Origin of the sequence: Exiguobacterium sp. SH1S1 (assembly GCF_004337245.1) — a bacterium.
Taxonomy (GTDB): domain Bacteria; phylum Bacillota; class Bacilli; order Exiguobacteriales; family Exiguobacteriaceae; genus Exiguobacterium; species Exiguobacterium aurantiacum_A.
In genome coordinates, this window is the sequence record NZ_SJUZ01000006.1 from 168,294 (window position 1) to 191,894 (window position 23,601).

A 23,601-nucleotide genomic window follows, 5' to 3' on the forward strand; every position below is an offset into this window, starting at 1 on the left:
ACCTCGCTATATATTGATTATTTAACGGCTGATAACCGATAAAAATTCTATATATAGATTATGTCACGTTTTATCGATTTGAGGCACGTCGATATTGTGACAGTTGCAACCGATCCCGAACGTAAAAAAACAGCCGAATCCCTGATGTGGGCTCGACTGTGCGTTTCGTGATGTATGTCATACTTCTTTGGCTGGCTTGACGATTTTCAGTTCGACTTCTTCTTGCTCTGACTCTTGTGCTTCACGCAATCCTTTAGCGTTCAACCATGTATAAATCGCTCCCATGAATAACGCGCCTCCGATAATGTTTCCGAACGTAGCCGGAATCAAGTTGTGGATGGCTCCAGCAAAGCTGATTGCTTCTGGATGCGGAACAACGAGTGTGAGTGCGAACAAGACGAAGTTGGCGATGACGTGATCAAACCCTGAAGCGAAGAAGACGGCTACTAGGAAAATCATCGAGAAGATTTGGGCAAATTCATTTTTCATCTGTTTCGGCAAGAAGATGGCGAGACAGACCATCCAGTTACAGAAGATGGCTCTAAAAAAGATTTCGACTGTCGTATGATGCATCTTGCTCTCGACGACGGCAAATAACCAGTTGTTCATGCCGAGCTCTTGAATGACTCCAGTCGGCGCGAGCAACAAGGCGAAAAGAATGCCGCCGAGCGCGTTCCCGACGAAGCAAAGCAACCAGACGAGCATCGTATCACTCAGCGTCGTATAGCCACGCATCGTTGAAGTCGTAAAATACATCGTATTCCCGGTAAATAGTTCAGCGCCTCCGTAGATGATCATGACGAGCGCGATCCCGAACGAGAAGCCCCCGATGAGCGTCGTAAATGGTGAATCTACAAGATACATGCCGTTGACGACTTTTAATGTGAAGATTGATGCGAACCCGATAAAAATCCCCGCGAGCATTGCCCGTAAAAAATATTCCATCGGCCGATAGTGAATCATCGCTGAGGAAGCCTGTGCTTTCTTCCGTAATGATTCGAGTGCATGGATTTCCATTGATGCCATGTCACAAACCCTTCTTTCTGTTTAAATGAACCATATAATAAGAACAAACATGTGAAATCATTAACAATATAAGCCCGGAGCGACATTTTTGCAACTGCCCATTCGAACTGTTGACATACTTTTCACATCGTAATCGGTTACATTTGTCGGATTTGTGACTAAAAAAAGCGACCCTTCGTAAAGGGCCGCATGAAACCAATTATTCTTTCTCAGAAGACTCTGTCGTCTCATCAGTCGATGCTTTAGTCGATTTTTCTGGAGCTGAAGCTTCTTCACCTTCAGTTTCCTCTTCTTCGACTGCTACCGGCTCGTTCACTGATGCGATTTGAAGATCGCCTTCAGATAAGATTTCGTAATCTTTATTCTCTGGAATATCAGCAACTGTGAGTGAGTCACCGATCTCTAGCTTGCTAACGTCGAGCTCGATCCGCTCTGGGATGTTAGCAGGTGTTGCCGAAACAGTGACTTTATAGAGTGCTTGCGACAAGAAGCCGCCTTCTTTGACACCTTTCGCGTCGCCGACGAGTGTGACGTCTGCTTCAACTTCAGTTGCCTCATCCATTTTGACTGCCATGAACTCGACGTGCTTGTATGTGTTCGTGAACGGGTCAACTTCCGTCCCGTGAACGAGTGTGTTTACTTTCTTGCCGTCGATGTTGAGTTCGATCAAGGCGTTGTCTCCGTGTTCACGGAGAATCTTGCGCAATGCCATTTCTTCAAACGCGACTGGTGTGCTTTCGACTTTGTAGCCGTAAACGACACCAAGTACTTTTCCTTCTTTACGTAAGTTTGTTCGAACCGAACGTGGTCGTAATTCTCGTGTCGTTACTTTAAGCGTGTCTGTCATAATCATTTCCCCCTACTGGTTTATGAATCATGTCTACACCTTGAGGGTGAGGCAGTGTGAACTCCACCTCTCAACCTCGATGCGTTTGACGACATGTGTATATTGTTCCCATAGCTAAGCATCCATAAACGTTACAGTCGGTTAAAATAAGATTACAACGTTTGTCACATGACACGTTTGAACAACTTCTCGAGTTCATACGTACTCCACTTCACTAAAATCGGACGTCCGTGTGGACACGTATACGGAGACGTCGTCTCGCCAAGGTCGCGGATCAACTGTCGCATCATCTCGAGGTTTAACGGATGGTTCGCTTTGATCGATCGTTTGCACGCCATCAGGATCGACGCCTCTTCGCGATATTTAGCGATATCGATTGATCGGTCCCGAATCGCCATCTCGATCAAATCACGGACTGTCCCTTCGAGATCGTGCTGCGGATACCATGTCGGGATTTCCCGGACGAGAAACGTATTGCCTCCGAACGCCTCTAAATCGAGGCCCGCTTCTTTAAGAAGCGGGGCGACTTCTTCGATCGCAAGCGTCTCTTGTTGGGTGAACTCGAGCGTGAGCGGCAACAGCAACAACTGATACTCTTTTTCAGGCTGGCCGAGTTGGTCATAAAACAGTTCGTACTTGATGCGTTCTTGGGCGGCGTGTTGGTCGATGATGTACATGCCATCGTCCGCGCCGCAGACGATGTAACTCGCATGGAGTTGGCCGATGACGTCGAGCGCCGGCAACCGGCGTTCCGCCTTTTCAACCCCCGGTTCTTCTGGCAGCACTGTTTCGACCGGTGTCTCTTGAACGAGTGGTGTCGGCGACCAGCGACTCGGAGATGTGGCCGGCTCGCGTGGGATCGGATAGTTCCATGCGCTCGGCTCAACTGTTGTGTCTGAGCGTTCGACGGTGAAATCAAGCTTCGATTGCTCTGTCGGAACGGACGGCTGTCTTGGTTTGACCGACGGAATCAACCGTTGCTCCCGAAGTGTCAGCTGAACCGTCTCCCGGATCAGTTGACAGAGTTCCTTCTCTTTTGACAGCCGCACTTCCCGCTTCGTCGGATGGACGTTGACATCAATCAGCATCGGGTCCATGTTCACTTCGAGCACAGCGATCGGGTAACGACCAATCGGCAGAAGCGTATGATAGCCTTCGAGCACGCTTTGCGTGAGCGCGAAATTTTTGATGCTTCGCCCGTTCAAAATCAAAGTCACATACTGTTTATTTGAACGCGTCACTTCGGGCCGCACGAGGTGAGCACTCAAGCTGTAGTCATTCGTCTTGCTCGACGCCGTCACGATTTGGGCGGCGACTTGCCGACCGTAGATCGCGAGCATAACTTGCTTGATGTCCCCGTTCCCGTTCGTTCGGAGCAGCTCCTTGTCTTCATGGAAAGCCGTCAATCGAACTTCTGGGTGTGACAAGGCGATCCGGTTCAACGTGTCGGTGATGCTCGCGAGCTCGGTCGCAGACGTTTTCAAGTATTTCAAACGGGCTGGCGTATTATAGAACAATTGACTGACCGTGATCTCTGTCCCGACGTTCGCAGCAGTCGGTGTTTGCTCGATCACGACGCCGCCATGTAGCGTCATCTCAAAGCCGGCCTCATCAGCCCGGCGCGACTTTAACGTGACGTGACTGACCGATGCGATCGAGGCGAGAGCCTCGCCCCGGAATCCGAGCGTCCGGATCCGGAACAAATCATGTTCGTCTCGTATCTTGCTCGTCGCATGTCTTAAAAAAGCACGGGCCGCGTCATCCTCATAAAAGCCGTGGCCGTTATCCCGCACTTTGATGAGCCGGATCCCGGCCTCTTCTAGCTCGACTTCCACTTTCGTCGCGCCGGCATCAATCGCGTTTTCGACGAGTTCTTTCACGACCGATGCCGGTCGTTCGACAACTTCCCCAGCCGCAATCCGGTTGGCTAACTGTTCTGGCAACTCTTGAATGATTCCCATCGACTCACCCTTTCTTCGCAGACTGTTGGAGCGCATAGAGCGCCTGCATCGCCTCGATCGGGTTCATCGCTAAAAGATCGAGCTCGAGCAATTGTTGTTTTAACTCATCTTTTGTCTCGAACAAAGAGAGCTGAGCGGTTTCATCGCTCGACTTCTTCGTTACCGGGTCAGTCGAGGCAGCGTCCGGCTCTTTCTCTTGTTCGAGCTCTGTTAAGATCGTCCGGGCTCGTTCGATGAGCGATTGCGGCAAATCGGCCAGTTCCGCGACGTGGATGCCGTAAGACTTGTCGGCCTTGCCTGGATGAACTTCATGCAAGAAGACGACGCGTCCGTCGCGTTCGATGGCGCGGACGTGGACGTTCTCGAGCGTCGGGATCGTCGTTTCGAGGACGGTCAGCTCATGATAATGCGTCGAGAACAGCGTCTTCGCGCCGATTGAGGAGGCGATATATTCGACGATCGCTTGCGCGAGCGCCATCCCATCATACGTCGACGTCCCGCGCCCGATCTCATCAAGCAAAATCAGGCTGTTCGCCGTCGCCTCGGTCACGGCCTGGCGCGTCTCGGTCATTTCGACCATAAACGTGGACTGACCGCTCACGAGGTCGTCCGCTGCCCCGATGCGAGTGAAGATGCGGTCAAACAGCGGCAGTTCGGCCGCCTCGGCCGGGACGAACGATCCGATTTGGTGCATGATCGCGATCAACGCGAACTGGCGCATGTACGTCGATTTACCGGACATGTTCGGTCCGGTGATCAACAGCATCTGACGCGAATCGTCAAGCGTCAAGTCGTTGGCGACATAGTCACCGCGTGGCAGAACCGTCTCGATGACCGGGTGCCGGCCGCGATCGATTTGAACGTTTGCGGACGCTGTCGGACGCACGTAGTCCCGCTTTTCGGCGACGATCGCCAAAGCGAGCAGGACGTCAAGTTCACTGAGCGACCGTGCGAGCTGCTGCAACCGTTTCGTCTCGAGTTTGACTCGGTCGCGCAGTGTGACGAACAAGTCATACTCGAGCGTGCAGCTCTTCTCTTCCGCACCGAGGATGAGCGCTTCTTTCTCTTTCAGCTCGGGCGTGACGTAGCGTTCGGCGTTCGTGAGCGTCTGTTTCCGCTCGTACCGACCTTCTTCGAGTAAACGGGCGTTCGCTTTCGTCACTTCGAGATAATACCCGAAGACACGGTTGTAGCCGATCTTTAATGACTTGATCCCGGTCGCGATCCGCTCTTGTTGCTCCAGGTTCGCGATCCACGACTTCCCGTTCGCTTTCGCTTCAAGCAACTGATCGAGCTCTTCAGAATAGCCTTTACGAATCATTCCGCCTTCTTTCGTCGAAATCGGTGGAGATTCGACGAGCGCCGCTTCAAGAAGCGCCGCCAAGTCTTCGAACGTGTCCAAGTCTTCATGGATATGATGCAACCGGCTTGATGCGACCGCTTCGAGCATCACGCTCAAAGCCGGGATGCGTGCTAGTGTGTCGCGCAATTGTACGAGATCGCGCGCGTTCGCCGTCCCGTAGCCGACTTTCGCGACGAGCCGCTCGATATCATAAACGTGTTTCAATTCGTCCCGGAGTTGGTCGCGCAGCATGAAATCATCAAGTAAGTTCTCGACCGCGTCTTGACGCTCATGGATCGCTTGCTCTGTATAGAGCGGTTGTTCGAGCCAACGCTTTAAAAGACGTCCACCCATGGCGGTCGTCGTCTCGTCGAGCAGTGATAAGAGTGAGCCTTTCCGTTCTCCGGAGCGGGCCGAGCGGAACAGTTCTAAATTGCGTGCCGTATTCGGGTCGAGCTGCATGTGGGCCTCGACCTCATAGGCGATCGCCGGCTGCAAGTGGTCGAGCGCCCGCTTTTGCGTCCGTGTCAAATAGGCGTACAGCAAATCAAACGCGCTCACTTGGGCGTCGTCTTTCGCCGATGCGGACAGTTCGCTCGACCGGCGTTCGACTTGAATCGACAGCGGGATCCCGAGCGGTTGCAACATGTCCGCGAGCTGATCGTCATCGACTAATATCTCACTCGGGACCAATCCTTCGACTTCACGGAGGACCGCTTCTTTCGTCGGCAACGTCGTCAGCCAAGATTCACCTGTTGTCACGTCACCACGGGCGACCCCGTAGGTTTCACCAACTTTGGCGACTGCGACCAAATAACGGTTGTCTTTGTCTCCGAGCGCGGCCATGTAAGTACCTGGCGTGATGACTTGGATGACTTCCCGCTTCACAAGGCCTTTTGTCGCTTTCGGATCTTCCATCTGCTCGCAGATCGCGACGTTGAATCCTTTTTCGATCAACTGCTCGATGTAGACGGCTGCCGAGTGATGCGGGACTCCACACATCGGGATCGGATGCTCGGCGTTTTTGCCGTTTTTCGCGGTGAGCGTCAATTCGAGTTCTTTCGCCACGATTTGGGCGTCTTCAAAAAAGAGCTCGTAAAAGTCACCGAGCCGGTAAAATACAAAGGCGTCAGGATAATCCGCCTTGATTGAAAAATATTGCTTCATCATCGGTGTCTGATGTATCGCTTCCATTTCGTCTCACCTCTATAAAGTAGAACAGCTGACCAAAGGCCAGCTGTTGTTTTTTAGTATCCGCAACCGCCGCGTGATTTCTCCGCTGCCATGCCGCTTCCTGTTTTACCTGCGAGTACGTCGCCTTCCGTCGCTTCGATGATTCGGTCCGTCACCGAGTTGGCGAGCGTCACCGTCACGTATTGAAGGAGGTCGTTCACTTCGACTTGTGTCTCTTGGAACGCCTGGACGACCGGAATCGAATCGAGTTCGTCCATCGCCTTGTCGATTTTTAGTTCGACTTTGGCAAGCGCTTCGGTCTTGCCGTAATGTTTGCAGTTGACCGCTTCTTTTTGTAAATATTTGATCCGTTTGATCAACGTTTGGACGCGTTCACTTTCGTTCACTTTCGTTTCCGCTTCTTTGAAGCGGGCCACTTCTGGAGTCTTTGCCAAAAGGTCGGCTAATTCTTTCGCTTTTTCAATTACTTGTTGGTCAGTCACCATCGTAAACCCCTTTGCACGCTATAATGTTATCGCACGTTTTCATGTGCGCATGTATTCCTCAACATTCTACCATGAACTTCTGGCGAACGGTACCGCACTGCTTTAGGAAGATTTTGTTCTTTCCCGCGTCATATCAACATGCGGGATACCGTCTTCTAAGTATTCTTCACTCGTTCGCGAAAAGCCGAAACTCGCATAGAACGGTTCGACGTATGTCTGAGCTTGTAAGTAGAGCTCGACGGACCCGAAGTCAATGACAGCTTCTTCCATTAGCCTGCGCGAGTACCCTTTGCCTCGATGTGACGCTTTCGTGACGACACGACCGATGGCGATCGGCGTTTCTTCGACGAGAACTCGGAGTGCGGCGACCATCACACCGTCTTCTTCGATCCAGTAATGATGCGCCGTGACATCTTTCCCGTCGACTTCCTGATACGGACAATCTTGCTCGACGACGAACACCTCGGTCCGCAGCGCCAACAGATCATACAGTTCTTTCGTCGTCAGCTCATTAAATGTTTTCTTATGCATGACACCGTCTCCTTCATTATAGCTTTGCACCGAGCGCACGTCCGACGTGCAACCCGCTCGTCATTGCCCCGATCGTCCCCGCTCCCGGGAACACCGTATCCCCGCACACGAAAAAGTTCGGTAGCGTCGTCCGATAGCTCGCGGCATGGAACAGAGCCTGACGCGGTGTTTGTGCATAGCCGCCGACAGCACCGTGCGGTCGTCTCGTATATTTCACCCACGCTCCTGGACCCCCGGGAAGGAGGACCGCTGATTCGCCCGTCCAGTCCGGAAACGCCCGCTTCACGGCCGAAATGAGACGCTCGGTCCATATTGCTTCTAGTTTCTCATAGGTGGCCCTGTCTTTCCAATCGTCCCACTCTGATAAATCGATATGCGTCGAGACCGTCACGGTCCGTTCGGGGAGAGACGTCCGTAACACGTCGTCCTCGGCCGACATCGAGATGAAGGCATGGCCGGACGGCAAGTCGTCCGTATACACTTGTTGGAATAAGGGCCGGTCCAGACAGACGCGCTCGGGCAACGTCACGTATAGACTGAACGTGCCCCATTGCGATTGCTTCAACTGACGTCGATATTGCCCGGCAAATCGACGCTCGTCAGCACCGCTCAGCAAGCGCTGTGTCGCCTCGAGCGGGATCGCGGCAACGACGACGTCGACGATCTCAAGCCGGCCCCGGCGATCGGTCAATAACCAGCCGTCGGCGACGCGCTCGATTTTCATGATTTGACGACCGAGCAGCGTCGTGCCTCCGCTATGTCGAATCGATCGTTCCAAGGCGTGGGCGAGTGTGTACAATCCACCTTCGACGTAAAATGCCCCTTCATGATAAATCGATAGCGCGACGGTCGCGAGCAAGTGACTCGCCTCGTGTGCCCCCGTCTGTAAACTATCGAGTAAAATGCCATCGATGAATTGCTCGAACGGTGTCCCGCCCAACCGATGACGTCGCAACGTTTCATGTAGCGGACGATATAGTTTTACGAGTGCCGCTACTTGATTCGGCCGAAATCCGCGAAATGCGGTCAGCGCATCGTCAAGCGTCCGGAGCGGTAAAGCCGGCAATCGCTCGAACAGCGGTCGGATTCTATCAAAATCCGTCCATACTTCTTGAAAAAATGACCGGATATCCGACTGCAGTTCCGGAAACTTCATACTCAGTTCATCGAGAAACGCTTGGCGCGCTTGATAGTAGACGACCGTTCGATCACTCAGATGGACATGCATTACTTCGTCGAGCTTCTCGACTGCGACCGCCTCGTCTAAGTAGTCGAGCACGCGTTGATGGAGTCCGCCTCGTTCGAACCCCATCCCGAGCGTCGCCCCCGCCGGGAAACGGTAGTCCCCGCGGTCAAACTTACCGGCACATCCGCCCCATTCACGCGATGATTCAAACACGATCACGTCATGTCCCGATCGACTAGCGAGAGCCGCCGTGGTCAACCCGGCAATTCCCCCGCCGATAACCCCAATCTTCATCCCAATCCCCTCCTGAATTCATCATACATCCGGTCGTCCTATTTTTGACGATTGAACGTGCTGCTCGTGACATTTTTCAAGTGTCAGGCAGGGTTCTGACAAATTATGGCGAAAAAACTCGATAAAGGACAGGTGAAGCCATATGCAAAGTCGGGTCATCATTTATTTGCTCATCCCTATCTTGATCTTTATCGGGATTCTCATCACACCGCCATCGGAAGAATCGCAAAAACTCGCGACGATGACGGCCGTCAACATTCAAGAGATGATTCCATATGAACGAGAATACACGGCGCAAGAAGTTTTATTCGAAGCGAATCAAAACGATCATGAGGCCGTGATTGAGGAATGGCGGCTCGAACGTGGGGCCCGAACGACGTACAGTTACGTACTACGGCTACAAGGTTTCGAGACAGTCATCCAAGTTGACGCCGGTGCGGCTAACACCAGGTCTGACGGCTATTACGCGATGCAGGCCCACAGTCCCATTTATGAGGCGGACGAGCCGCTGTCGACCGGCTATCCGCTCGTCCTTTTTGCCTCGGAGCAACGGCTCGTACTGAGTCAGATGGAAGTCCGGGTCATTTACGAAGAAGACGGAGCGTTGAAAAAATGGAACATCACCGCAAAAGAAGACATGAACAAATGAATGAGATTGACGACCTCGTCTGCTTCGTTGACGAGGCGATGTTGCCGTTCGGTGGCAGGTTATTCGCCGGTTTCAGCCGTGGTAAATCAAACGAAAAGTAAGGTGAGACCATGTTCTTTTTACAAATGTCCGGATTTCCGGGCTCAGGCAAATCGACGCTGGCCCGTGCCATCGCGCCTCAGCTCAATGCGGTCATCGTCGACCATGACGTGACGAAGACAGCCTTGCTCGAATCAATGGTGGATCATAAGCTTGACCCGGCACTGGCCGGAAAAGTCGCCTATGACATCGATTGGGCGCTTGTTGCGTTCAATTTGTCACTAGGCCGGAACGTCATTCTGGACAGCCCTTGCCTGTATGATGTGATGCTTGAACGCGGATTGGCACTCGCCGAAAACCATGGCGCCACTTATCGCTACGTCGAGTGTGTCGTCGACGACGTCGATGAAATCAATCGCCGCCTTTCCGAGCGCGAACGCAAGATTAGTCAAATCGAATCCGTTTCCCCGGACGATTTTCATCGAACTGTCGCAAATCGTAAAAAACCAGACTTTATGCATACGCTTACAATCGATGCAAATCGCCCGATCGAGACCTATTTGACCGACGTCATCAGCTACGTGCAGCAGATTGACGGATGATCCTTGTCATCCAGTTTAAAGCGGACTGGATGATTTTTTTTATCTTTTCTGTATTTTTATACTTTACAATTAATAATTATACAATTACACTTAGTCTCATATCTTGAAGGAGGAATTCATACATGAAAAAGTGGATCGTTACAGGGGGACTAGTCGCAAGCGCATTATTAGCGGGGTGCAGCCAAGAGACAACGGGAGAAGAAAAAAAGACACTCGTCATGGGAACGAGTGCCGATTACTTCCCGTATGAGTTCGTTGATACGGCGAACGGGGATGAGATCGTCGGTTTCGACATCGAGATCGCTGAAACGGTCACAGAGCGTCTCGGCTATGAGTTAAAGATTGAGGACATGGACTTCGGCAGTTTGCTCGGAGCCTTGAACGCCGGACGGATCGACTTTGTCATGGCCGGCATGACGCCTACCGAAGAGCGGAAAGAAAATGCGTCGTTCTCGGACATCTATTTATCGGCAACGAACTTGATCATGACAAAAGATGAATCGCTAAAAGAGATCGAAGCGCTAGCCGGCAAGAAGATCGGCGTCCAGACCGCTTCAATTCAAGAGACTATCGCTCAAGACCAAGCACCTGACGCTGAACTCGTCTCATTGAATAAGATTCCAGAAATCGTTCAAGAGTTGAACACGGGCCGCATCGACGCGATGGTCATCGAAGACACGGTCGCTCAAAAATACTTAGACCAAGACGCAGGTCTTTATACGTTCGCGCTTAAAGAAGACGGCGAAAAAGGATCGGCGGCCGCTTTCAAATTGGAAGACGACTTGCGTGATCAGTTCAACGATGAGCTGAACAAGATGATCGACTCAGGCGAGATCGATAAACTCGCTAAAAAATGGTTCTCGATGGAGCCGACGGAATGAGGCAAGTCGACCTCCCGATCTATCCCGTCACTTATCCGGAAGGACATCGGTTGAATCAAAACGAAAGCCAGTTCCCGGTGCCGAAGCGATTGCATGAACAGCTGGCAACAATCTCGTTCCATGACCTGCATGAGTATCCAGTCCAACCGATCGATGAACTGTTCACCCGCTACGCGGCCTATGCTGGCGTCGAACCGAAACAGTTGCTCGTAGGCTGTGGCAGTGATGAGATGATTCACGTCGTCACGCAGGCGCTCTTGTCACCAGAAGACGTCGTCTTGTCACCGAGTCCTGACTTCGCGCTCTACCCGATCTTCACGACGATCGCACACGGTCGGCATGTTCAGGCGGACGATTTATCGTATGAGGCGCTCGCCCTGGCGATTCAGCAACATGCACCGAAGCTGTTGCTGTTGTCGAACCCGAACAACCCGACCGGTAAGTTGTGGACGGTCGGTGAGTTGACCGAACTGGCAGGCCTCGTCCCTTATTTGATCGTCGATGAGGCGTATATCGATTTCACGCCTGCATCGAGTATCGTCACGCACTTGAATGAACTGACGAACGTGATCGTCTTACGGACGCTATCAAAGGCGTTCGGCTTAGCCAACGTCCGTCTCGGGTTTATGATCACAACGACCGAACTCGCTCAGTATTTCCGGCAGTTCGTCCCCCCGTTCAATATAAGCGGTGTGAGCGCGAAAATTGCCAACGTCTTTTTGGCTGATGCGACCTACTTGGACGAGTCGATCGCTTGGCATCACGACATGCGCGTCAAGTGGTCAGAGTTACTCGGGACGATCGGTCAAGTTCAGCCAGCTGAGGCGAATTTTTTATACGTCACACTCGACCAACCCGAAGCGGTTTGGTCCCACTTAGCCGAGCACGGCATCCATACGTCGCGGCAACCGGACGGGATTCGCGTCACGCTCGGGAACGAGCAAGCACTTGCCCTTGCTCGACAAACATTGATGGCTTGGGCGCACGCATCCGAAACAATTTCATAACTAAAACTAAAAACAGGACCCGGGTCCTGTTTTTAATTTGGGTCAATATTTTTTATGCACGACGCATCATTTGTTGACTTTATAATCATTCCCCATCAAAATTCAATTTGCTGTCTGTATATCTAACTTGAACGATATATTTTCAATATTAGACAAGCTCGTTTCCATTGAAACAGAATTGAGGACATCATATGATTTCACGAAATGAACCGGTCGAATCGAGATGGGGACGCAATCGCATCGGAAATCGTTGGTATTGGACGATTTTGACTCGCTTTTGGTTGGCACACGGTTTTTCATGGCTCTGGTTATTGTTTTCTATCTACATCTCTTTACCTTGGTTGACCGATTTGGCTGCACTGACGAATTGGGTTCTCGCCTTGTTCATCATCGGCGGTATCGCTTACGTTCCGGGCTATTTGATGGCGTTCTTGCTCGCGAGTCTCGTCCTCGATCGGCAGCCGCCGTTCACAAACGAACATCCGGACGAAGCCGTGACGGTCATGATTGCCGCCTACAACGAACAATCATCTATCTACGAGACGATTCGTTACGTGGCACTGCAAGACTACACGGGCCCACTCCAAGTTTTCGTCATTGATAACAACTCAAGCGATGCCACATCATCTGAAGTGATGCGGGCGCAAGAAGATTTCGACTTACAAATCGAGCTATTGCATGAACCGAGAGCCGGCAAGTTCCAAGCGCTCAATTACGGTTTAACGAAAGTGACTACTTCATACATCATCACGCTCGATGCCGATACGTTGATTCATCCGTCCGCGATTCGCTATTTGGTCGCACGGCTCGTGTCGAGTCCAAAAGACGTCTGTGCCGTCGCCGGCAGCATGCTCGTTCGCAATAGCCGCAGTTCGTTTTGGACACGGCTTCAAGAGTGGGATTATTTTCTCGGCATCGCGTCGATCAAGCGGCTTCAAGGACTTTATCAAGGGACGCTCGTCGCTCAAGGTGCGTTCAGTTTGTATGAGACCGACGCCGTCAAGCTAGCCGGCGGGTGGCCCGACGCGATCGGAGAAGACATCGTTCTCACGTGGCGTCTCCTTGAAATGAAACGTCGCGTCTATTTCGAACCGCTCGCCGTCGCATTCACGGACGCGCCTGAATCGTTCCGCCATTTCGCGCGTCAACGGTCGCGTTGGGCTCGTGGGATGATTGAGGGGTTGCAAGAAGTGAAACCGTGGCGTCAGCCCCAGCTTTATACGAAGTACTTGACCGGGGTCAATTTGATCATGCCGTATCTCGATATCGCCTTCACGTTCTTCTGGATCCCGGGTCTCGTTCTCGCTCTGTTCGGTCATTATTGGATCGTTGGACCGATGACGCTCCTCGTCCTGCCATTGACCGTCCTTAGCTATGGACTGCTCTACTTCTACCAACGCGATTACGTTTTCAAAAACTTGAACTTACGGGTCCGCAAAAACTTCTTCGGATTCATCTTTTTTGTTGTGAGCTATCAATTGTTCATGTCCCCGATTTCCGTTTGGGGTTATGCCCAAGAAACGCTCAACGTAAAACGAGTCTGGAAATGAACAATGACCTTTCCGAACGAGTTCGGAAAGGTCATTTTAAGATTCATGGAATTAGCTTGATCACTCGGGCCGGATTGCCTCCGACGACGGCACGGGCCGGCACGTCTTTCGTCACGACCGCACCTGAGGCGATGACCGCATCGTCCCCAATCGTCACGCCCGGATTGATGATGGCCCCGCCACCGATCCAGACGCGATGTCCGACCGTGACCGGTTTGCCATACTCGAGGCCCGAGATCCGTTCCGTCGGGTCGAGCGGATGTGTTGCTGTATAGATATGGACACCTGGAGCAAGCATACAATCATCTCCGAACCGGATCGGACAGATATCTAAAAACACGCAGTCAAAGTTCGCAAAAAAACGGTCCCCGAGATGAATGTTGTATCCGTAGTCACACTTGAACGTCGGTTCGAGGTAGAACGATGCCCCGGTCGAACCGAACAGTTCGCCGAGTACTTGCTTGCGGACGTCGAGCTCATCGATCCCAGACTGATTGAACCGCTCCGTCAGACGTCGCGCCTGCCGCCGGTCAGCGACGAGTTCCAAATCACCGGCCAGATAAAGTTCACCTTGAATCATCTTTTCTTTTTCTGTCATGTTTTTGCCTCCATTCTATTTTATTATAGAGGAATATTGGCGAGAATAGGGAATAGGAAAATGGACGAATCAGAGGAGGTAATTGACTATGAAACGCATTCTTGATTGCAAAGCGAGTGATTTCTTGACGTTCAACCGTAACGATTTGATTGAGTCGATCCGAAAAGCCGAAGGCCGGACCGTGCTCGCCGAAGTCATTCCGACCGTGCAGCCGCTCTATCCTGAAGTGACGAACGCCGAGCTCGCCCGGGCTTTCGGTGCCGACATGATCTTGCTCAACATGCTTGACGTGTTCCATCCGTACATAAAGGGGCTTGAAAGCCACGCCCTATTCGGCGACATCCCGGGTGAGACGATGTCCGACAATCCGATCACGGAATTAAAACGGCTGATCGGACTGCCGGTCGGTGTCAATCTCGAGCCTGTCGACTTCAGCGAGAAGTCCTCGGACATGTTCGACGTGAAACAAGGCCGACTGGCGACGCAGGAAGCGTTCGCCCGCGCTTCCGAACTCGGAATCGACTTCGTCTGTTTGACCGGTAATCCGAACACCGGTGTCACGAATGAGGCCATCGAAAAGGCGATCATCACGGCCCGATCTGAATTTGCCGGCGTCATCATTGCCGGGAAGATGCATCAAGCGGGTGTCGGTAACGTGATCGACCGTGATGCGTACGTCCGCTTTGCCGAAGCTGGTGCCGACATCATCTTGATTCCCGCGCCAGGAACCGTCCCAGGTGTCCGTGAAGATGAGTTCTATCACGTGACGCAAGAAATCCAAGCACTGAACAAGCTCGTCTTGGCCGCCATCGGAACGTCACAAGAAGGCGCCGACGAAGGGACGATCCGCGACATCGCCTTATCATCAAAACGCGGCGGTACCGACATCTTCCATATCGGCGACGCCGGTCTGTCCGGAATCGCCACACCTGAGAATATTCAGGCGTTGTCAATCGCCATCCGTGGACGCCGTCATACGTACATTCGTATGGCTGCTTCCGTCAATCGTTAACCAGAAAGGGAAGGAAGCCGCGGCTTCCTTCCCTTTGTCTGTCACCATTCCGTGACGTCGCGGCGCGGTTTCGCCGGTGTCGTCGTCCCATGCCGTTCGGCGAGCAACGTCTCGACGTCATGTAAGGAGACGCCTTTGGCTGCGAGCAAGACGAGCAAGTGGTACAACAAATCAGCCGTCTCTTCGACCAAGTCTTCATCGTTCAATGCCGCAATGACGACCTCGAACGACTCTTCCCCAAACTTTTTCGCGATTTTGTCTAACCCTTCATCAAACAAGTACGACGTATAAGAACCTTCTTTCGGCTCTGTCTTTCGTTCTTGAATCAGCTTTTCGAGTTCGTGGATCATGTGTTCACCTCCGTAAAAAAGCAACTGCGATTTCCGGTATGGCACGTCGGTCCGTTCGCATGGACGCGGACTAACAGCGCGTCTTGATCGCAATCGACATGGATGCTCTCAAGGTCGAGCGTGTTGCCGCTCGATTCACCTTTCATCCAAAGCCGCCCTTTCGAACGTGACCAGAACGTGACGATATTCGTCTCAATCGTCTTCTGAATCGCCTCATCGTTCATATAACCTAGCATGAGCACGGCGTTATCTTCCGTCGAAACGATAATCGCCGGGATTAGTCCGTTTGCGTCGTAACGAACCGCATCGGCAAGTTGTTCGCGCTGCATACGTGCTTCACCTCTTCTACTGTCGTTTTTCGGTCGTGCAAGATCGAAGCGAGTAAGGCGGCGTCGACTGTTTCAAGTGCCTCGACGACGTGTTCAGCGTTCCCGGCCCCGCCTGAGGCGATGATCGGGATATCGACCGCTGCCCGTAGCAATTCGAGAATTTTTAAATCATAGCCACTCTGTTTCCCGTCTTGGTTCATCGACGTGACGAGCAACTCCCCGGCCCCGAGTTCAGCGACGCGCTTGGCCCAATCGACTGCCGTCAGCTCGGTCCGGTGTTTCCCGCCGTATGTGTATACGTAATAGTCACCTTCTTCGAAACGGACGTCGATGGCGACGACGATACACTGGGAACCGAAACGTTCGGCTGCCCGCTTGATCAAGTCAGGTGACTCGACGGCGAGCGTGTTGAGCGACACTTTGTCGGCTCCTGCTTTGAGCAGGGACGAGATGTCTTCAAGTGAACGGATGCCGCCCCCGACCGTGAGCGGGATGAACACTTTTCGGGCGACGGCACTGACGACGTCAAGCATCGTCTGTCTTCGTTCCGTGCTTGCCGTAATGTCTAGAAAGACAAGTTCATCCGCACCTGAGGCGTCATAGTACTTGGCAATCTCGACAGGGTCACCGATGTCACGCAGTTCGACAAACTCGATGCCTTTGACGACACGTCCGTCTTTCACGTCTAAACATGGGATGATTCTACGCTTTAGCATGTCGCGCCTCCCATTCGATCAAGTCGTCAAGACTGACTTTGCCAGACAAGAGCGCTTTCCCGACGACCGCCTCATCAATTCCGGCCTCACTCAGTGCCTTGACGTCGGCTTCGGTCGTGACACCGCCCGAGGCGATGAGCGTGACCGAGACAGCTTCCCGGAGCGCCTTCATGCGCTCTAAGTTCGGTCCGTTCAGTTTCCCGTCCGAACCGATGTCCGTGTAAAGAATCGTCTCGACCCCGCGGCTGGCGAGATCGATGGCCACATCGATGTCTTTTAGTTCGGTCGCGTCTTGCCAGCCGTTGATGGCAACGATGCCGTCATAGGCGTCAAGGGCGACGGCGACACGACTCCCGTACTTGGCGAGTGCCCGGTCCAGGAAATCAGGATCGGTGAACGCTTTCGTACCGAGCAGGACACGGTCCACACCAGTAGCCATGACAGCATCAAGCGCTGCTTCGGAGCGAATCCCTCCGCCCGTCTGGACGAAAAAGCCGCACGATTTGGCGAAACGGACGACATCGAGATGTTTCGGCTCACCAGCTTTCGCTCCTTCTAAATCGATCAAGTGGAGCATCGGGACGCGCCCGGTCCATTCTTTTAACTTCTCATACGGGTCGCCGTATTGCTCTTCCGTGTTGAAATCACCTTCAGTCAGGCGGACAATCTTGCCGCCGATTAAGTCAATTGCCGGTAGCAGTTTCACGTTCGACCGCCTCCTTCCATTCTTTTAATAAGCTGAGTCCGAACGCGCCGCTCTTCTCCGGGTGAAATTGCATCCCGGTCACGAGACCTGATCTGACGATGGCCGGTACGCGCTCTCCCATATAGTCAGCTGAGGCGACGATATTGTCGTCAGCGGTCACGACGTGATATGAGTGGACGAAATAGACGTCCTCGTCACGTAAAATCGAGTTCCAACCGACATGAGGCAACCGTTTGGCCCGCATCCGTTCGACCCGTCCTTCAATCAAGCCGAGTCCTGGCGTCGGCATGCCTTCCGTGCTCGACTCGAATAACAGTTGCATCCCGAGACAAATCCCAAGCAACGGCTTCTCTGTCGCCACTCGCTTGAGCAACGGAATGAGTCCCGTGTCCTCAAGCGACTGCATCGCTTGGGGGAACGCCCCGACGCCAGGCAAGAGGATGGCGTCGGCCGCTTCGATTTCAGCCGGATCGTTCGTGATCGTGACGTAACACCCGATCGCTTGTAGCGCCCGTTCGACGTTGAAGACGTTTCCCATGCCGTAGTCAATCACCGCGACGTTCATCCTTCGATCCGTCCTTTCGTCGAAGGGAGGCGGTCGAGCCCGTCTTTCCCGATCGCTTCGGCGAGGGCGCGGCCGAACGCTTTGAACAGCCCTTCAATCATATGGTGCGAGTTCGATCCGTATAACACGTCAAGATGGAGCGTCAACCGCGCGTTCATCGCGACGGCGCGGAAGAACTCTTCCGCGAGTTCCGTGTCGAAGTCACCGAGCTTCGGATTGTTGATTTCAGCTCGGTAGACGAGGAACGGGCGTCCCGAGACGTCGATGACGGCCCGGGCGAGTGTCTCGTCCATCGGCAAGTAGCTCGTCCCGTAGCGACGGATCCCGACTTTGTCCCCGAGCGCTTCTAAGATCATCTGCCCGAGGGCGATGCCGACGTCTTCGACCGTGTGGTGCGCATCGACCCACGTGTCCCCTTCGACTTGCACCGTTAAGTCGATGCGGCTATGGAAGGCGAACAGTGTCAACATATGGTCGAAAAAGCCGACGCCTGTCTTAATGTCACTTTGACCTGTACCGTCTAAATCGAGGCGAAGCTCGATGTTCGTTTCTTTCGTCTCACGTTTAATTTCAGCTGTTCTCAAAAGAAGTCACCTCTTCTAACATTTGTTTGATGAATCGATACGCCTCGTCCGTCCCCGCACTGACGCGCAGTCCGGTCGGAAACGCACGGACGTGGACACCGTAAGCGAGGAACCGCTCGGCCCACATCTCACTATTGGGCGTCTCGACGTATAGGAAGTTAGCCCGGCTCGGCAAGACGTTGCCGATTGGCGCGAGCAGTCGTTCGAGCTTTTGACGTTGCCCGTTATGGAAGGCGACGGACTGAGCGATATAATCCGGGTCGTCAAGGACGACGGTCGCAACAGCCGCGCTCAATCCACTGACGTTGAACGGCGAGCGGAACCGGTCGATCTTCTCGATCAAATCGGGATGGGCGATCATGAAGCCGATCCGTAAGTTCGCGAGTCCGAACGCTTTCGATAACGTCCGCAAAATGATGACGTTCGGGTAATCCGCGAGTCGCGACTTGAAGGAATCACTCATCGTGAAGTCGATATACGCCTCGTCGACGACGAGGTACGGGACTTGTTTCGCAATCATTTCTAATTGGTCGAGCGTCCACATCTTCCCGGTCGGATTGTTCGGGTTCGACACGAGCACAAGTTTTGGTTCGTTCGCTTCAATCAATCGAAGCAATGAATCGATCGTGAGGCCGTCTGCCTCAGGTTGGAAGAACTGGCCCCGGGCGATGTGCGCGTAAATGCCGTACATCGAAAAGTCGGGTGCCGGTGCCAAGACGACGTCTTCTGTGTCGAGAATGGCTTGACAAAGTATGGCGAGCAGCTCATCGCTGCCGCTCCCGACCATCAATTGGTCAGTTTGTACACCCGCATAAGTCGCATAGCTAGTTTTAAGGGCCGTCAGCTCATCGACCGGATAACGGCTGAGTGAGCGGAGCGTCACGAGCTGAATCGCTCGTTGCAAGCGCTCCGGCAGCTCGAATTGACTCTCGTTTTGATTTAGCGCGTATCCGCTCACCGCATGTGGGACATAGCGCGGGATCGCTGTATAGTTACGTCTCATACGTCCTCCAATCGGACCGCCATCGCTCGGGCGTGTCCTTCAAGCTGTTCTTGTCTCGCGATTCGGATCGCGGCGCGTGTGACCGCTTCGTCGATCGCTGTCATCTCGAGAAACGTCTGTCTGCGGTAAAAATCATCGACCGACAGTCCGCTCGAGAAGCGGGCCGTCCCGCTCGTCGGCAAGACGTGGTTCGGTCCGGCAATATAGTCACCGAACGCCTCGGCCGCCTCATGCCCGAGGAAGAACGAGCCGCCGTGGCGAATCTGTGCCATATAATCGGCTGGATCTGTCACCGCAAGTTGCACGTGTTCGGCCGCCATATCGTTCGCGTAGCGAATTGCTTCTGCTTTCGTTTTGACGAGGACGCCTCCGCGCTTGAGCGCTTCGACCGCGATGTCACGGCGTGGCAGATCGAGCAGTTGCTTGTCCACCTCAGACCGAATCGCTTCGGCCTGTTCACTTGTCGTCACGAGGGCGAGTGCTGTCGCTTCGACGTCATGCTCGGCTTGCGCGAGCAGGTCGGCTGCGACCCATCTAGGATTGGCCGTTTCGTCGGCGATGATCAACACCTCGGACGGACCGGCGACGGAATCGATCCCGACGAAATGCGAGACGAGTGATTTCGCGGTCGCCACATAAGCGTTGCCCGGCCCGACGATCTTATCGACGGCCGAAATCGTCTCGGTGCCGAACGCGAGTGCGGCGACGGCTTGGGCGCCACCGACGAGATAACATTCGTCGGCACCGGCAATCTTCGCGGCAATCAACAGCGATAAGTCGATTCCGCCTTGTTTCGGTGGCGTCACCATGACGACCCGCTTCACTCCGGCCACTTTCGCTGGGATGATGTTCATCAACACACTCGACGGGTAGACCGCCGTCCCACCAGGCACATAGACGCCGACCGAATCGAGCGGCATGAACCGACGACCGAGCCGGAACATCTCATCTTCGAAGACGTCGTCTTGACGCTGTTGCCGCGCATGAAACGTACGGATCCGTTCGGCCGCGAGCGTTAGCGCCTCGGTCAATTCCCGATACGCCTCCGGCGGTTCAAACGTCTCAAGGTCGACCGTTTCAATCACATCGACCCCGTCAAATTGCGTCGTCCATTCGAGGAGCGCCGCGTCACCTCTCGCCTCAACCGATTCTAAAATCGGTTTGACGGCTTCTGCCCACTGTTCTCGGCGCGTGCGATTCGTTTGTCCGTTCATCTGTCTGCCTCCTTGCTTAACCGGCGAATCCACGCTTTCAATTCGTCCGGGTCGTTCGCGAGCGCTGTCTCGCTCGTGATGAATTTCGCGTTAACCGTGAAAATCGTCTCATATTCTTCTAAATCGTTCGCGCGAAGCGTCGCCCCCGTCTCGACGATATCGACGATGCAGTCGGCGAGACCGGTCAACGGCGCGAGTTCGACCGAACCGTTCAAAGCGATCACTTCGACGTTTTGACGTTTCGAGGCAAAGTGCGAGATGGCGATATTCGGATACTTGCTGGCAACTTTCAGCTTCTTCGTACCGTTTCTCCGTTCTCTCGGACCACATACCGCCATACGACAACGGCCGAATGGTAAATCGACGACTTCGAGGACGCCTGGTGTCTTCTCGCGTAAAATGTCGCCGCCGACGACTCCGACGTCCGCTGCGCCATGCATGACGTATTTATAGACGTCATCGCCTTTGACGAAGATGAATTCATGACCGTCTACTTCGACGGTCAACTCACGGCCCCGCTTTTCCGGCCAAACGGTGAGACCGACTTGTTCAAAATACTCACGGGCCGCTGTTTCGATGCGCCCTTTAGCGATTGCGACTTTCATTTGATCACCTCACCTAACTGTTCTAAATCGAGCGATAGTCCGAAGGCACGTCGCGACTGTCCGAAATGCCCGTATAACGAGTCGTAACGGCCACCTGAGAGGACGCGTCTGCCGTCGATACTGCCGGTCACTGTCAAACCTGAATAATAATCAAAGTCGCCGGTCTGTCCGAAGTCGTACGAGACGTTCAATCCGATCGCACGTAGATGTTCGACCGCATGCTCCACTTCGTCGATCGCCGGTTTTAAGCCCGGTTCCGCGAGGTCGCGTAACTCTGCTAACGCCGAGTCACCGATCAAGAACGGCAGCTTGGCGATCAACGGGTATTGATACGATTCCGCGAGGTCGCGAAGTGATTCCAAATTACGGAGTGCTAAGTATTGACGCAACGTCCGTTCCGGTATACCGGCCTCGTTCGCCACTAACGCGATCAATGCAGCAGATCCGACTTGGATGCGTAAGCTTCCTTTCGGCAGGACCCGTTCCGTCATACTAAGGAACGATTCAATCAACTCCATATCTTTTGAATCCCCATCGATCCATTCAAGACCGAGTTGCTGACGTTCATGCGGTTGTCCCGAATGCTTCGGCGTGCGTCGATAGACGGCACCGGCGTAAGCGACGCGCATCGGTTCATTTCCGTCGGCGAGCTTCCTTGCGATCTGGAGCGTGTAGTCCGGTCGCATGACGAGCAACTCCCCATCGTTGCCGAACAAGCGATAATACGCCGACTCATCGAAGAGTGCGAGATCTTGATAATGGGAATAGTATTCAACGAGCGGCGGCTCGATCACACTATAGCCGTCCCCCTCGGCCCGCTCTAAAAATGATTTTATCCATTGCTTCGGACGCAGCACGTCCTCACCTTGCAACTCGTGCCATCCTTCCGGGATGGATCCTTTTTTATTGAACCAAATCATCAGTATCACCCTTTACCTTATTATCACTTTACCAAACTAAAGTAGTGTGTTAAATTTATCAAATCAAGCCAATGCTGTCAACCGGCGAACTCGAAAGGAACGATGTTTGATGATTGATTATACCCATGATGGCCACGTCCATACCCCATTTTGTCCGCACGGATCGACCGATTCACTCAACGCGTACGTCGAACAAGCACTTGCTCAAGGCTTTCGGACGCTGACGTTCACCGAGCACGCCCCGCTGCCGGCACGTTTCATTGATCCGACGCCAGATCAAGACTCGGCGATGTCGCTCGACTTATTGCCCCGTTATATAGAAGAGGTCGGGCAGTTAAAACGAGATTACGCCGAAAGACTCGAGATCCGGATTGGTCTCGAGATCGATTATTTGCCGGGATATGTCGATGAGACGCTCGCCTTGCTCGAGCCCTATCGCTCATACCTCGACGAGACGATCTTGTCTCAACACTTTCTACAAGTCGAAGGCGAGCTCCTGCCCGTCGACTTCTCACCGGAGACGTTTGATGCGCTCGTCAGCCGGATCGGGTCGTTCGAAGAAGTGCTACACCGGTATTACGAAGCGCTCGAGACCGGGTTACAGTTCCCGTGGGAGCGACTGAACGTCGCGCGCATCGGGCATATCGATTTACCGATTAAATATCAGACGAACTACTCATGGGACCGTGCGAACGTCAAAGACGCCGAGTCGCGACTGTTGCGTACAATCGCCTCACGCGGGTTCGGACTAGACTTCAACACCGCCGGTCTCCGTAAAGCCGCCTGCGGACAGCCATACGCCATGGCCGTCGCCGCTGAAGCGACCCGGCTCGGCATCCCACTCGTACTCGGTTCGGACGCCCATATTGCGGCAGATGTCGGTGCCGACTTTAACATAATTAAGCGAGAATTCTCCCACCTCTAAGCGTCTGGGGCGAAGCCCAGCGTAGGTGGGAGATGGATCGCCCGTACATAAACCTCTTGGCCACCCCTGTGACAGATATGACGAACGGAAGTTCGTGATTCCGTCGGATTTCCCTTCCCCCGCCGCGGGTATCGGATGTAGAAGACACGCATCACGACCATCGGCCGAGAGGAGGCGGAGACATGCTGAAGGGTTACAAATACCGGCTCCACCCGACGGCGGCACAGGCCGAGTTTCTGGTACGAACGATCGGCTGTGCCCGCTTTATCTACAACAAGCTGCTCGAGGACCGCATCGCCATCCACGAGGAGGCGAAGGCGAGCGGTGGGTCGAAGCGGAAGCCGCCGACACCGGCCTCGTACAAGCCCCTGTTCCCGTTCCTCGCCGAGGCGGACAGCCTCGCGCTCGCGAACGCGAAGCTTCACCTCGACGCGGCGTTCGCGAAGTTCTTCGCCGGGACGGCCGGCTTCCCGGTGTTCA

The 23,601-nt window shown here is 53.6% G+C and carries 26 protein-coding genes; 8 read left to right on the forward strand and 18 right to left on the reverse strand.

The genetic code is table 11. The features are described 5' to 3' along the window. Positions 1-177: 177 nt before the first annotated feature. From EVJ23_RS12025 to EVJ23_RS12055, 7 genes are all read right to left on the reverse strand, one after another. Entirely contained in the window at positions 178-1,017 is an 840-nt protein-coding gene (locus EVJ23_RS12025; protein WP_070327936.1) for a formate/nitrite transporter family protein, read from the reverse strand. A 208-nt stretch (positions 1,018-1,225) separates the two neighbouring features. Then, complete coding sequence (locus EVJ23_RS12030; RefSeq protein ID WP_070327370.1) at positions 1,226-1,873, reverse strand: 50S ribosomal protein L25/general stress protein Ctc; 648 nt, start codon at positions 1,871-1,873, stop codon at positions 1,226-1,228. A 164-nt stretch (positions 1,874-2,037) separates the two neighbouring features. Then, entirely contained in the window at positions 2,038-3,834 is a 1,797-nt protein-coding gene (gene mutL / locus EVJ23_RS12035; RefSeq protein WP_131465186.1) for a DNA mismatch repair endonuclease MutL, read from the reverse strand. A 4-nt stretch (positions 3,835-3,838) separates the two neighbouring features. Next, positions 3,839-6,370, reverse strand: coding sequence for a DNA mismatch repair protein MutS (gene mutS, locus EVJ23_RS12040; protein ID WP_131465188.1), 2,532 nt, complete (start codon positions 6,368-6,370; stop codon positions 3,839-3,841). 53 nt (positions 6,371-6,423) lie between these two features. Further along, positions 6,424-6,855: a YlbF/YmcA family competence regulator gene (locus tag EVJ23_RS12045; protein WP_070327373.1), complete on the reverse strand. Its 432-nt coding sequence runs from the start codon at positions 6,853-6,855 to the stop codon at positions 6,424-6,426. 102 nt (positions 6,856-6,957) lie between these two features. Then, a complete protein-coding gene (locus tag EVJ23_RS12050; RefSeq protein WP_071397378.1) occupies positions 6,958-7,386 on the reverse strand; it encodes a GNAT family N-acetyltransferase in 429 nt (142 codons plus the stop codon). Positions 7,387-7,402: 16 nt separating this feature from the next. Beyond that, positions 7,403-8,866: a phytoene desaturase family protein gene (locus tag EVJ23_RS12055; RefSeq protein WP_131465190.1), complete on the reverse strand. Its 1,464-nt coding sequence runs from the start codon at positions 8,864-8,866 to the stop codon at positions 7,403-7,405. A gap of 142 nt (positions 8,867-9,008) precedes the next feature. Here EVJ23_RS12055 and EVJ23_RS12060 point away from each other — a divergent pair, with 142 nt between their 5' ends. The 5 genes from EVJ23_RS12060 to EVJ23_RS12085 all read left to right on the forward strand — a co-directional run bounded on the left by EVJ23_RS12060 (position 9,009) and on the right by EVJ23_RS12085 (position 13,594). Beyond that, positions 9,009-9,515 (forward strand): hypothetical protein, encoded by a 507-nt coding sequence (locus EVJ23_RS12060; protein WP_070327376.1) that lies wholly within the window; start codon positions 9,009-9,011, stop codon positions 9,513-9,515. Positions 9,516-9,640: 125 nt separating this feature from the next. Further along, positions 9,641-10,156: a P-loop nucleotide/nucleoside kinase family protein gene (locus tag EVJ23_RS12070; RefSeq protein ID WP_236641236.1), complete on the forward strand. Its 516-nt coding sequence runs from the start codon at positions 9,641-9,643 to the stop codon at positions 10,154-10,156. Between the two features lie 122 nt (positions 10,157-10,278). After that, positions 10,279-11,037 (forward strand): transporter substrate-binding domain-containing protein, encoded by a 759-nt coding sequence (locus EVJ23_RS12075; protein WP_070327378.1) that lies wholly within the window; start codon positions 10,279-10,281, stop codon positions 11,035-11,037. Beyond that, positions 11,034-12,044, forward strand: coding sequence for a pyridoxal phosphate-dependent aminotransferase (locus EVJ23_RS12080; RefSeq protein ID WP_131465194.1), 1,011 nt, complete (start codon positions 11,034-11,036; stop codon positions 12,042-12,044). The genes EVJ23_RS12075 and EVJ23_RS12080 overlap by 4 nt, the downstream gene beginning before the upstream one ends. 191 nt (positions 12,045-12,235) lie before the next feature. Next, positions 12,236-13,594 (forward strand): glycosyltransferase family 2 protein, encoded by a 1,359-nt coding sequence (locus EVJ23_RS12085; protein ID WP_070327380.1) that lies wholly within the window; start codon positions 12,236-12,238, stop codon positions 13,592-13,594. Positions 13,595-13,637: 43 nt separating this feature from the next. Here the strand turns inward: EVJ23_RS12085 and EVJ23_RS12090 are convergent, their stop codons facing one another. Continuing rightward, positions 13,638-14,192, reverse strand: a complete 555-nt coding sequence (locus EVJ23_RS12090; protein ID WP_016509483.1) for a maltose acetyltransferase domain-containing protein — start codon at positions 14,190-14,192, stop codon at positions 13,638-13,640. 88 nt (positions 14,193-14,280) lie between these two features. Between EVJ23_RS12090 and EVJ23_RS12095 the strand changes: the two genes are divergently transcribed. Further along, on the forward strand, positions 14,281-15,204 hold the full coding sequence (locus EVJ23_RS12095) for a DUF7916 family protein (RefSeq protein ID WP_070327381.1): 924 nt from the start codon (positions 14,281-14,283) through the stop codon (positions 15,202-15,204). Positions 15,205-15,245: 41 nt separating this feature from the next. On the opposite strand, the gene hisE is transcribed toward EVJ23_RS12095, so the two are convergent. The 10 genes from hisE to EVJ23_RS12145 are packed head-to-tail and all read right to left on the reverse strand — an operon-like array spanning position 15,246 to position 22,196. Beyond that, the gene (gene hisE, locus EVJ23_RS12100; RefSeq protein ID WP_070327382.1) at positions 15,246-15,554 is read right to left on the reverse strand and encodes a phosphoribosyl-ATP diphosphatase; all 309 of its coding nucleotides are present in this window, start codon (positions 15,552-15,554) and stop codon (positions 15,246-15,248) included. Next, a complete protein-coding gene (gene hisI / locus EVJ23_RS12105; protein ID WP_131465196.1) occupies positions 15,551-15,883 on the reverse strand; it encodes a phosphoribosyl-AMP cyclohydrolase in 333 nt (110 codons plus the stop codon). The genes hisE and hisI overlap by 4 nt, the downstream gene beginning before the upstream one ends. Further along, on the reverse strand, positions 15,832-16,599 hold the full coding sequence (gene hisF, locus EVJ23_RS12110) for an imidazole glycerol phosphate synthase subunit HisF (RefSeq protein WP_070327383.1): 768 nt from the start codon (positions 16,597-16,599) through the stop codon (positions 15,832-15,834). Before hisF ends, hisI begins: the two co-directional genes overlap by 52 nt. Then, the gene (locus tag EVJ23_RS12115) at positions 16,586-17,305 is read right to left on the reverse strand and encodes a 1-(5-phosphoribosyl)-5-[(5-phosphoribosylamino)methylideneamino]imidazole-4-carboxamide isomerase (protein WP_071397366.1); all 720 of its coding nucleotides are present in this window, start codon (positions 17,303-17,305) and stop codon (positions 16,586-16,588) included. Before EVJ23_RS12115 ends, hisF begins: the two co-directional genes overlap by 14 nt. Continuing rightward, positions 17,283-17,870, reverse strand: coding sequence for an imidazole glycerol phosphate synthase subunit HisH (gene hisH / locus EVJ23_RS12120; RefSeq protein ID WP_071397365.1), 588 nt, complete (start codon positions 17,868-17,870; stop codon positions 17,283-17,285). The genes EVJ23_RS12115 and hisH overlap by 23 nt, the downstream gene beginning before the upstream one ends. Beyond that, positions 17,867-18,454, reverse strand: a complete 588-nt coding sequence (gene hisB / locus EVJ23_RS12125; protein ID WP_070327386.1) for an imidazoleglycerol-phosphate dehydratase HisB — start codon at positions 18,452-18,454, stop codon at positions 17,867-17,869. The genes hisH and hisB overlap by 4 nt, the downstream gene beginning before the upstream one ends. Beyond that, positions 18,441-19,457: a pyridoxal phosphate-dependent aminotransferase gene (locus EVJ23_RS12130; RefSeq protein ID WP_131465198.1), complete on the reverse strand. Its 1,017-nt coding sequence runs from the start codon at positions 19,455-19,457 to the stop codon at positions 18,441-18,443. Before EVJ23_RS12130 ends, hisB begins: the two co-directional genes overlap by 14 nt. Then, on the reverse strand, positions 19,454-20,671 hold the full coding sequence (hisD, locus tag EVJ23_RS12135; protein ID WP_131465200.1) for a histidinol dehydrogenase: 1,218 nt from the start codon (positions 20,669-20,671) through the stop codon (positions 19,454-19,456). The genes EVJ23_RS12130 and hisD overlap by 4 nt, the downstream gene beginning before the upstream one ends. Continuing rightward, positions 20,668-21,276 carry an ATP phosphoribosyltransferase gene (gene hisG, locus EVJ23_RS12140; RefSeq protein WP_070327389.1) on the reverse strand — a complete coding sequence of 203 codons (609 nt, stop codon included), beginning with the start codon at positions 21,274-21,276 and terminating at the stop codon, positions 20,668-20,670. Before hisG ends, hisD begins: the two co-directional genes overlap by 4 nt. After that, the gene (locus EVJ23_RS12145) at positions 21,273-22,196 is read right to left on the reverse strand and encodes an ATP phosphoribosyltransferase regulatory subunit (RefSeq protein ID WP_131465202.1); all 924 of its coding nucleotides are present in this window, start codon (positions 22,194-22,196) and stop codon (positions 21,273-21,275) included. The genes hisG and EVJ23_RS12145 overlap by 4 nt, the downstream gene beginning before the upstream one ends. A 109-nt stretch (positions 22,197-22,305) precedes the next feature. Between EVJ23_RS12145 and hisJ the strand changes: the two genes are divergently transcribed. Both hisJ and EVJ23_RS12155 read left to right on the forward strand, forming a co-directional pair. Next, positions 22,306-23,121, forward strand: coding sequence for a histidinol-phosphatase HisJ (gene hisJ, locus EVJ23_RS12150; RefSeq protein WP_131465204.1), 816 nt, complete (start codon positions 22,306-22,308; stop codon positions 23,119-23,121). A 182-nt stretch (positions 23,122-23,303) separates the two neighbouring features. Then, positions 23,304-23,601 (forward strand): helix-turn-helix domain-containing protein (locus EVJ23_RS12155; protein WP_145963266.1); only part of this gene is annotated, 298 nt, incomplete at its 3' end.

Bases quoted from the DNA above. Each gene is read 5' to 3' on its own strand.
- hisG (WP_070327389.1), bottom strand. From the start codon at position 21,276: ATGAAAGTCGCAATCGCTAAAGGGCGCATCGAAACAGCGGCCCGTGAG.
- hisD (WP_131465200.1), bottom strand. From the start codon at position 20,671: ATGAACGGACAAACGAATCGCACGCGCCGAGAACAGTGGGCAGAAGCC.
- hisH (WP_071397365.1), bottom strand. From the start codon at position 17,870: ATGAACGTCGCGGTGATTGACTACGGCATGGGAAACGTCTTCAACGTC.
- EVJ23_RS12060 (WP_070327376.1), top strand. From the start codon at position 9,009: ATGCAAAGTCGGGTCATCATTTATTTGCTCATCCCTATCTTGATCTTT.
- EVJ23_RS12050 (WP_071397378.1), bottom strand. From the start codon at position 7,386: ATGCATAAGAAAACATTTAATGAGCTGACGACGAAAGAACTGTATGAT.
- EVJ23_RS12055 (WP_131465190.1), bottom strand. From the start codon at position 8,866: ATGAAGATTGGGGTTATCGGCGGGGGAATTGCCGGGTTGACCACGGCG.
- EVJ23_RS12070 (WP_236641236.1), top strand. From the start codon at position 9,641: ATGTCCGGATTTCCGGGCTCAGGCAAATCGACGCTGGCCCGTGCCATC.
- EVJ23_RS12025 (WP_070327936.1), bottom strand. From the start codon at position 1,017: ATGGAAATCCATGCACTCGAATCATTACGGAAGAAAGCACAGGCTTCC.
- EVJ23_RS12075 (WP_070327378.1), top strand. From the start codon at position 10,279: ATGAAAAAGTGGATCGTTACAGGGGGACTAGTCGCAAGCGCATTATTA.
- EVJ23_RS12130 (WP_131465198.1), bottom strand. From the start codon at position 19,457: ATGAGACGTAACTATACAGCGATCCCGCGCTATGTCCCACATGCGGTG.
- hisF (WP_070327383.1), bottom strand. From the start codon at position 16,599: ATGCTAAAGCGTAGAATCATCCCATGTTTAGACGTGAAAGACGGACGT.
- mutS (WP_131465188.1), bottom strand. From the start codon at position 6,370: ATGGAAGCGATACATCAGACACCGATGATGAAGCAATATTTTTCAATC.
- hisI (WP_131465196.1), bottom strand. From the start codon at position 15,883: ATGCAGCGCGAACAACTTGCCGATGCGGTTCGTTACGACGCAAACGGA.
- EVJ23_RS12045 (WP_070327373.1), bottom strand. From the start codon at position 6,855: ATGGTGACTGACCAACAAGTAATTGAAAAAGCGAAAGAATTAGCCGAC.
- EVJ23_RS12085 (WP_070327380.1), top strand. From the start codon at position 12,236: ATGATTTCACGAAATGAACCGGTCGAATCGAGATGGGGACGCAATCGC.
- EVJ23_RS12030 (WP_070327370.1), bottom strand. From the start codon at position 1,873: ATGACAGACACGCTTAAAGTAACGACACGAGAATTACGACCACGTTCG.
- EVJ23_RS12145 (WP_131465202.1), bottom strand. From the start codon at position 22,196: ATGATTTGGTTCAATAAAAAAGGATCCATCCCGGAAGGATGGCACGAG.
- mutL (WP_131465186.1), bottom strand. From the start codon at position 3,834: ATGGGAATCATTCAAGAGTTGCCAGAACAGTTAGCCAACCGGATTGCG.
- EVJ23_RS12095 (WP_070327381.1), top strand. From the start codon at position 14,281: ATGAAACGCATTCTTGATTGCAAAGCGAGTGATTTCTTGACGTTCAAC.
- EVJ23_RS12090 (WP_016509483.1), bottom strand. From the start codon at position 14,192: ATGACAGAAAAAGAAAAGATGATTCAAGGTGAACTTTATCTGGCCGGT.
- hisJ (WP_131465204.1), top strand. From the start codon at position 22,306: ATGATTGATTATACCCATGATGGCCACGTCCATACCCCATTTTGTCCG.
- hisE (WP_070327382.1), bottom strand. From the start codon at position 15,554: ATGATCCACGAACTCGAAAAGCTGATTCAAGAACGAAAGACAGAGCCG.
- EVJ23_RS12080 (WP_131465194.1), top strand. From the start codon at position 11,034: ATGAGGCAAGTCGACCTCCCGATCTATCCCGTCACTTATCCGGAAGGA.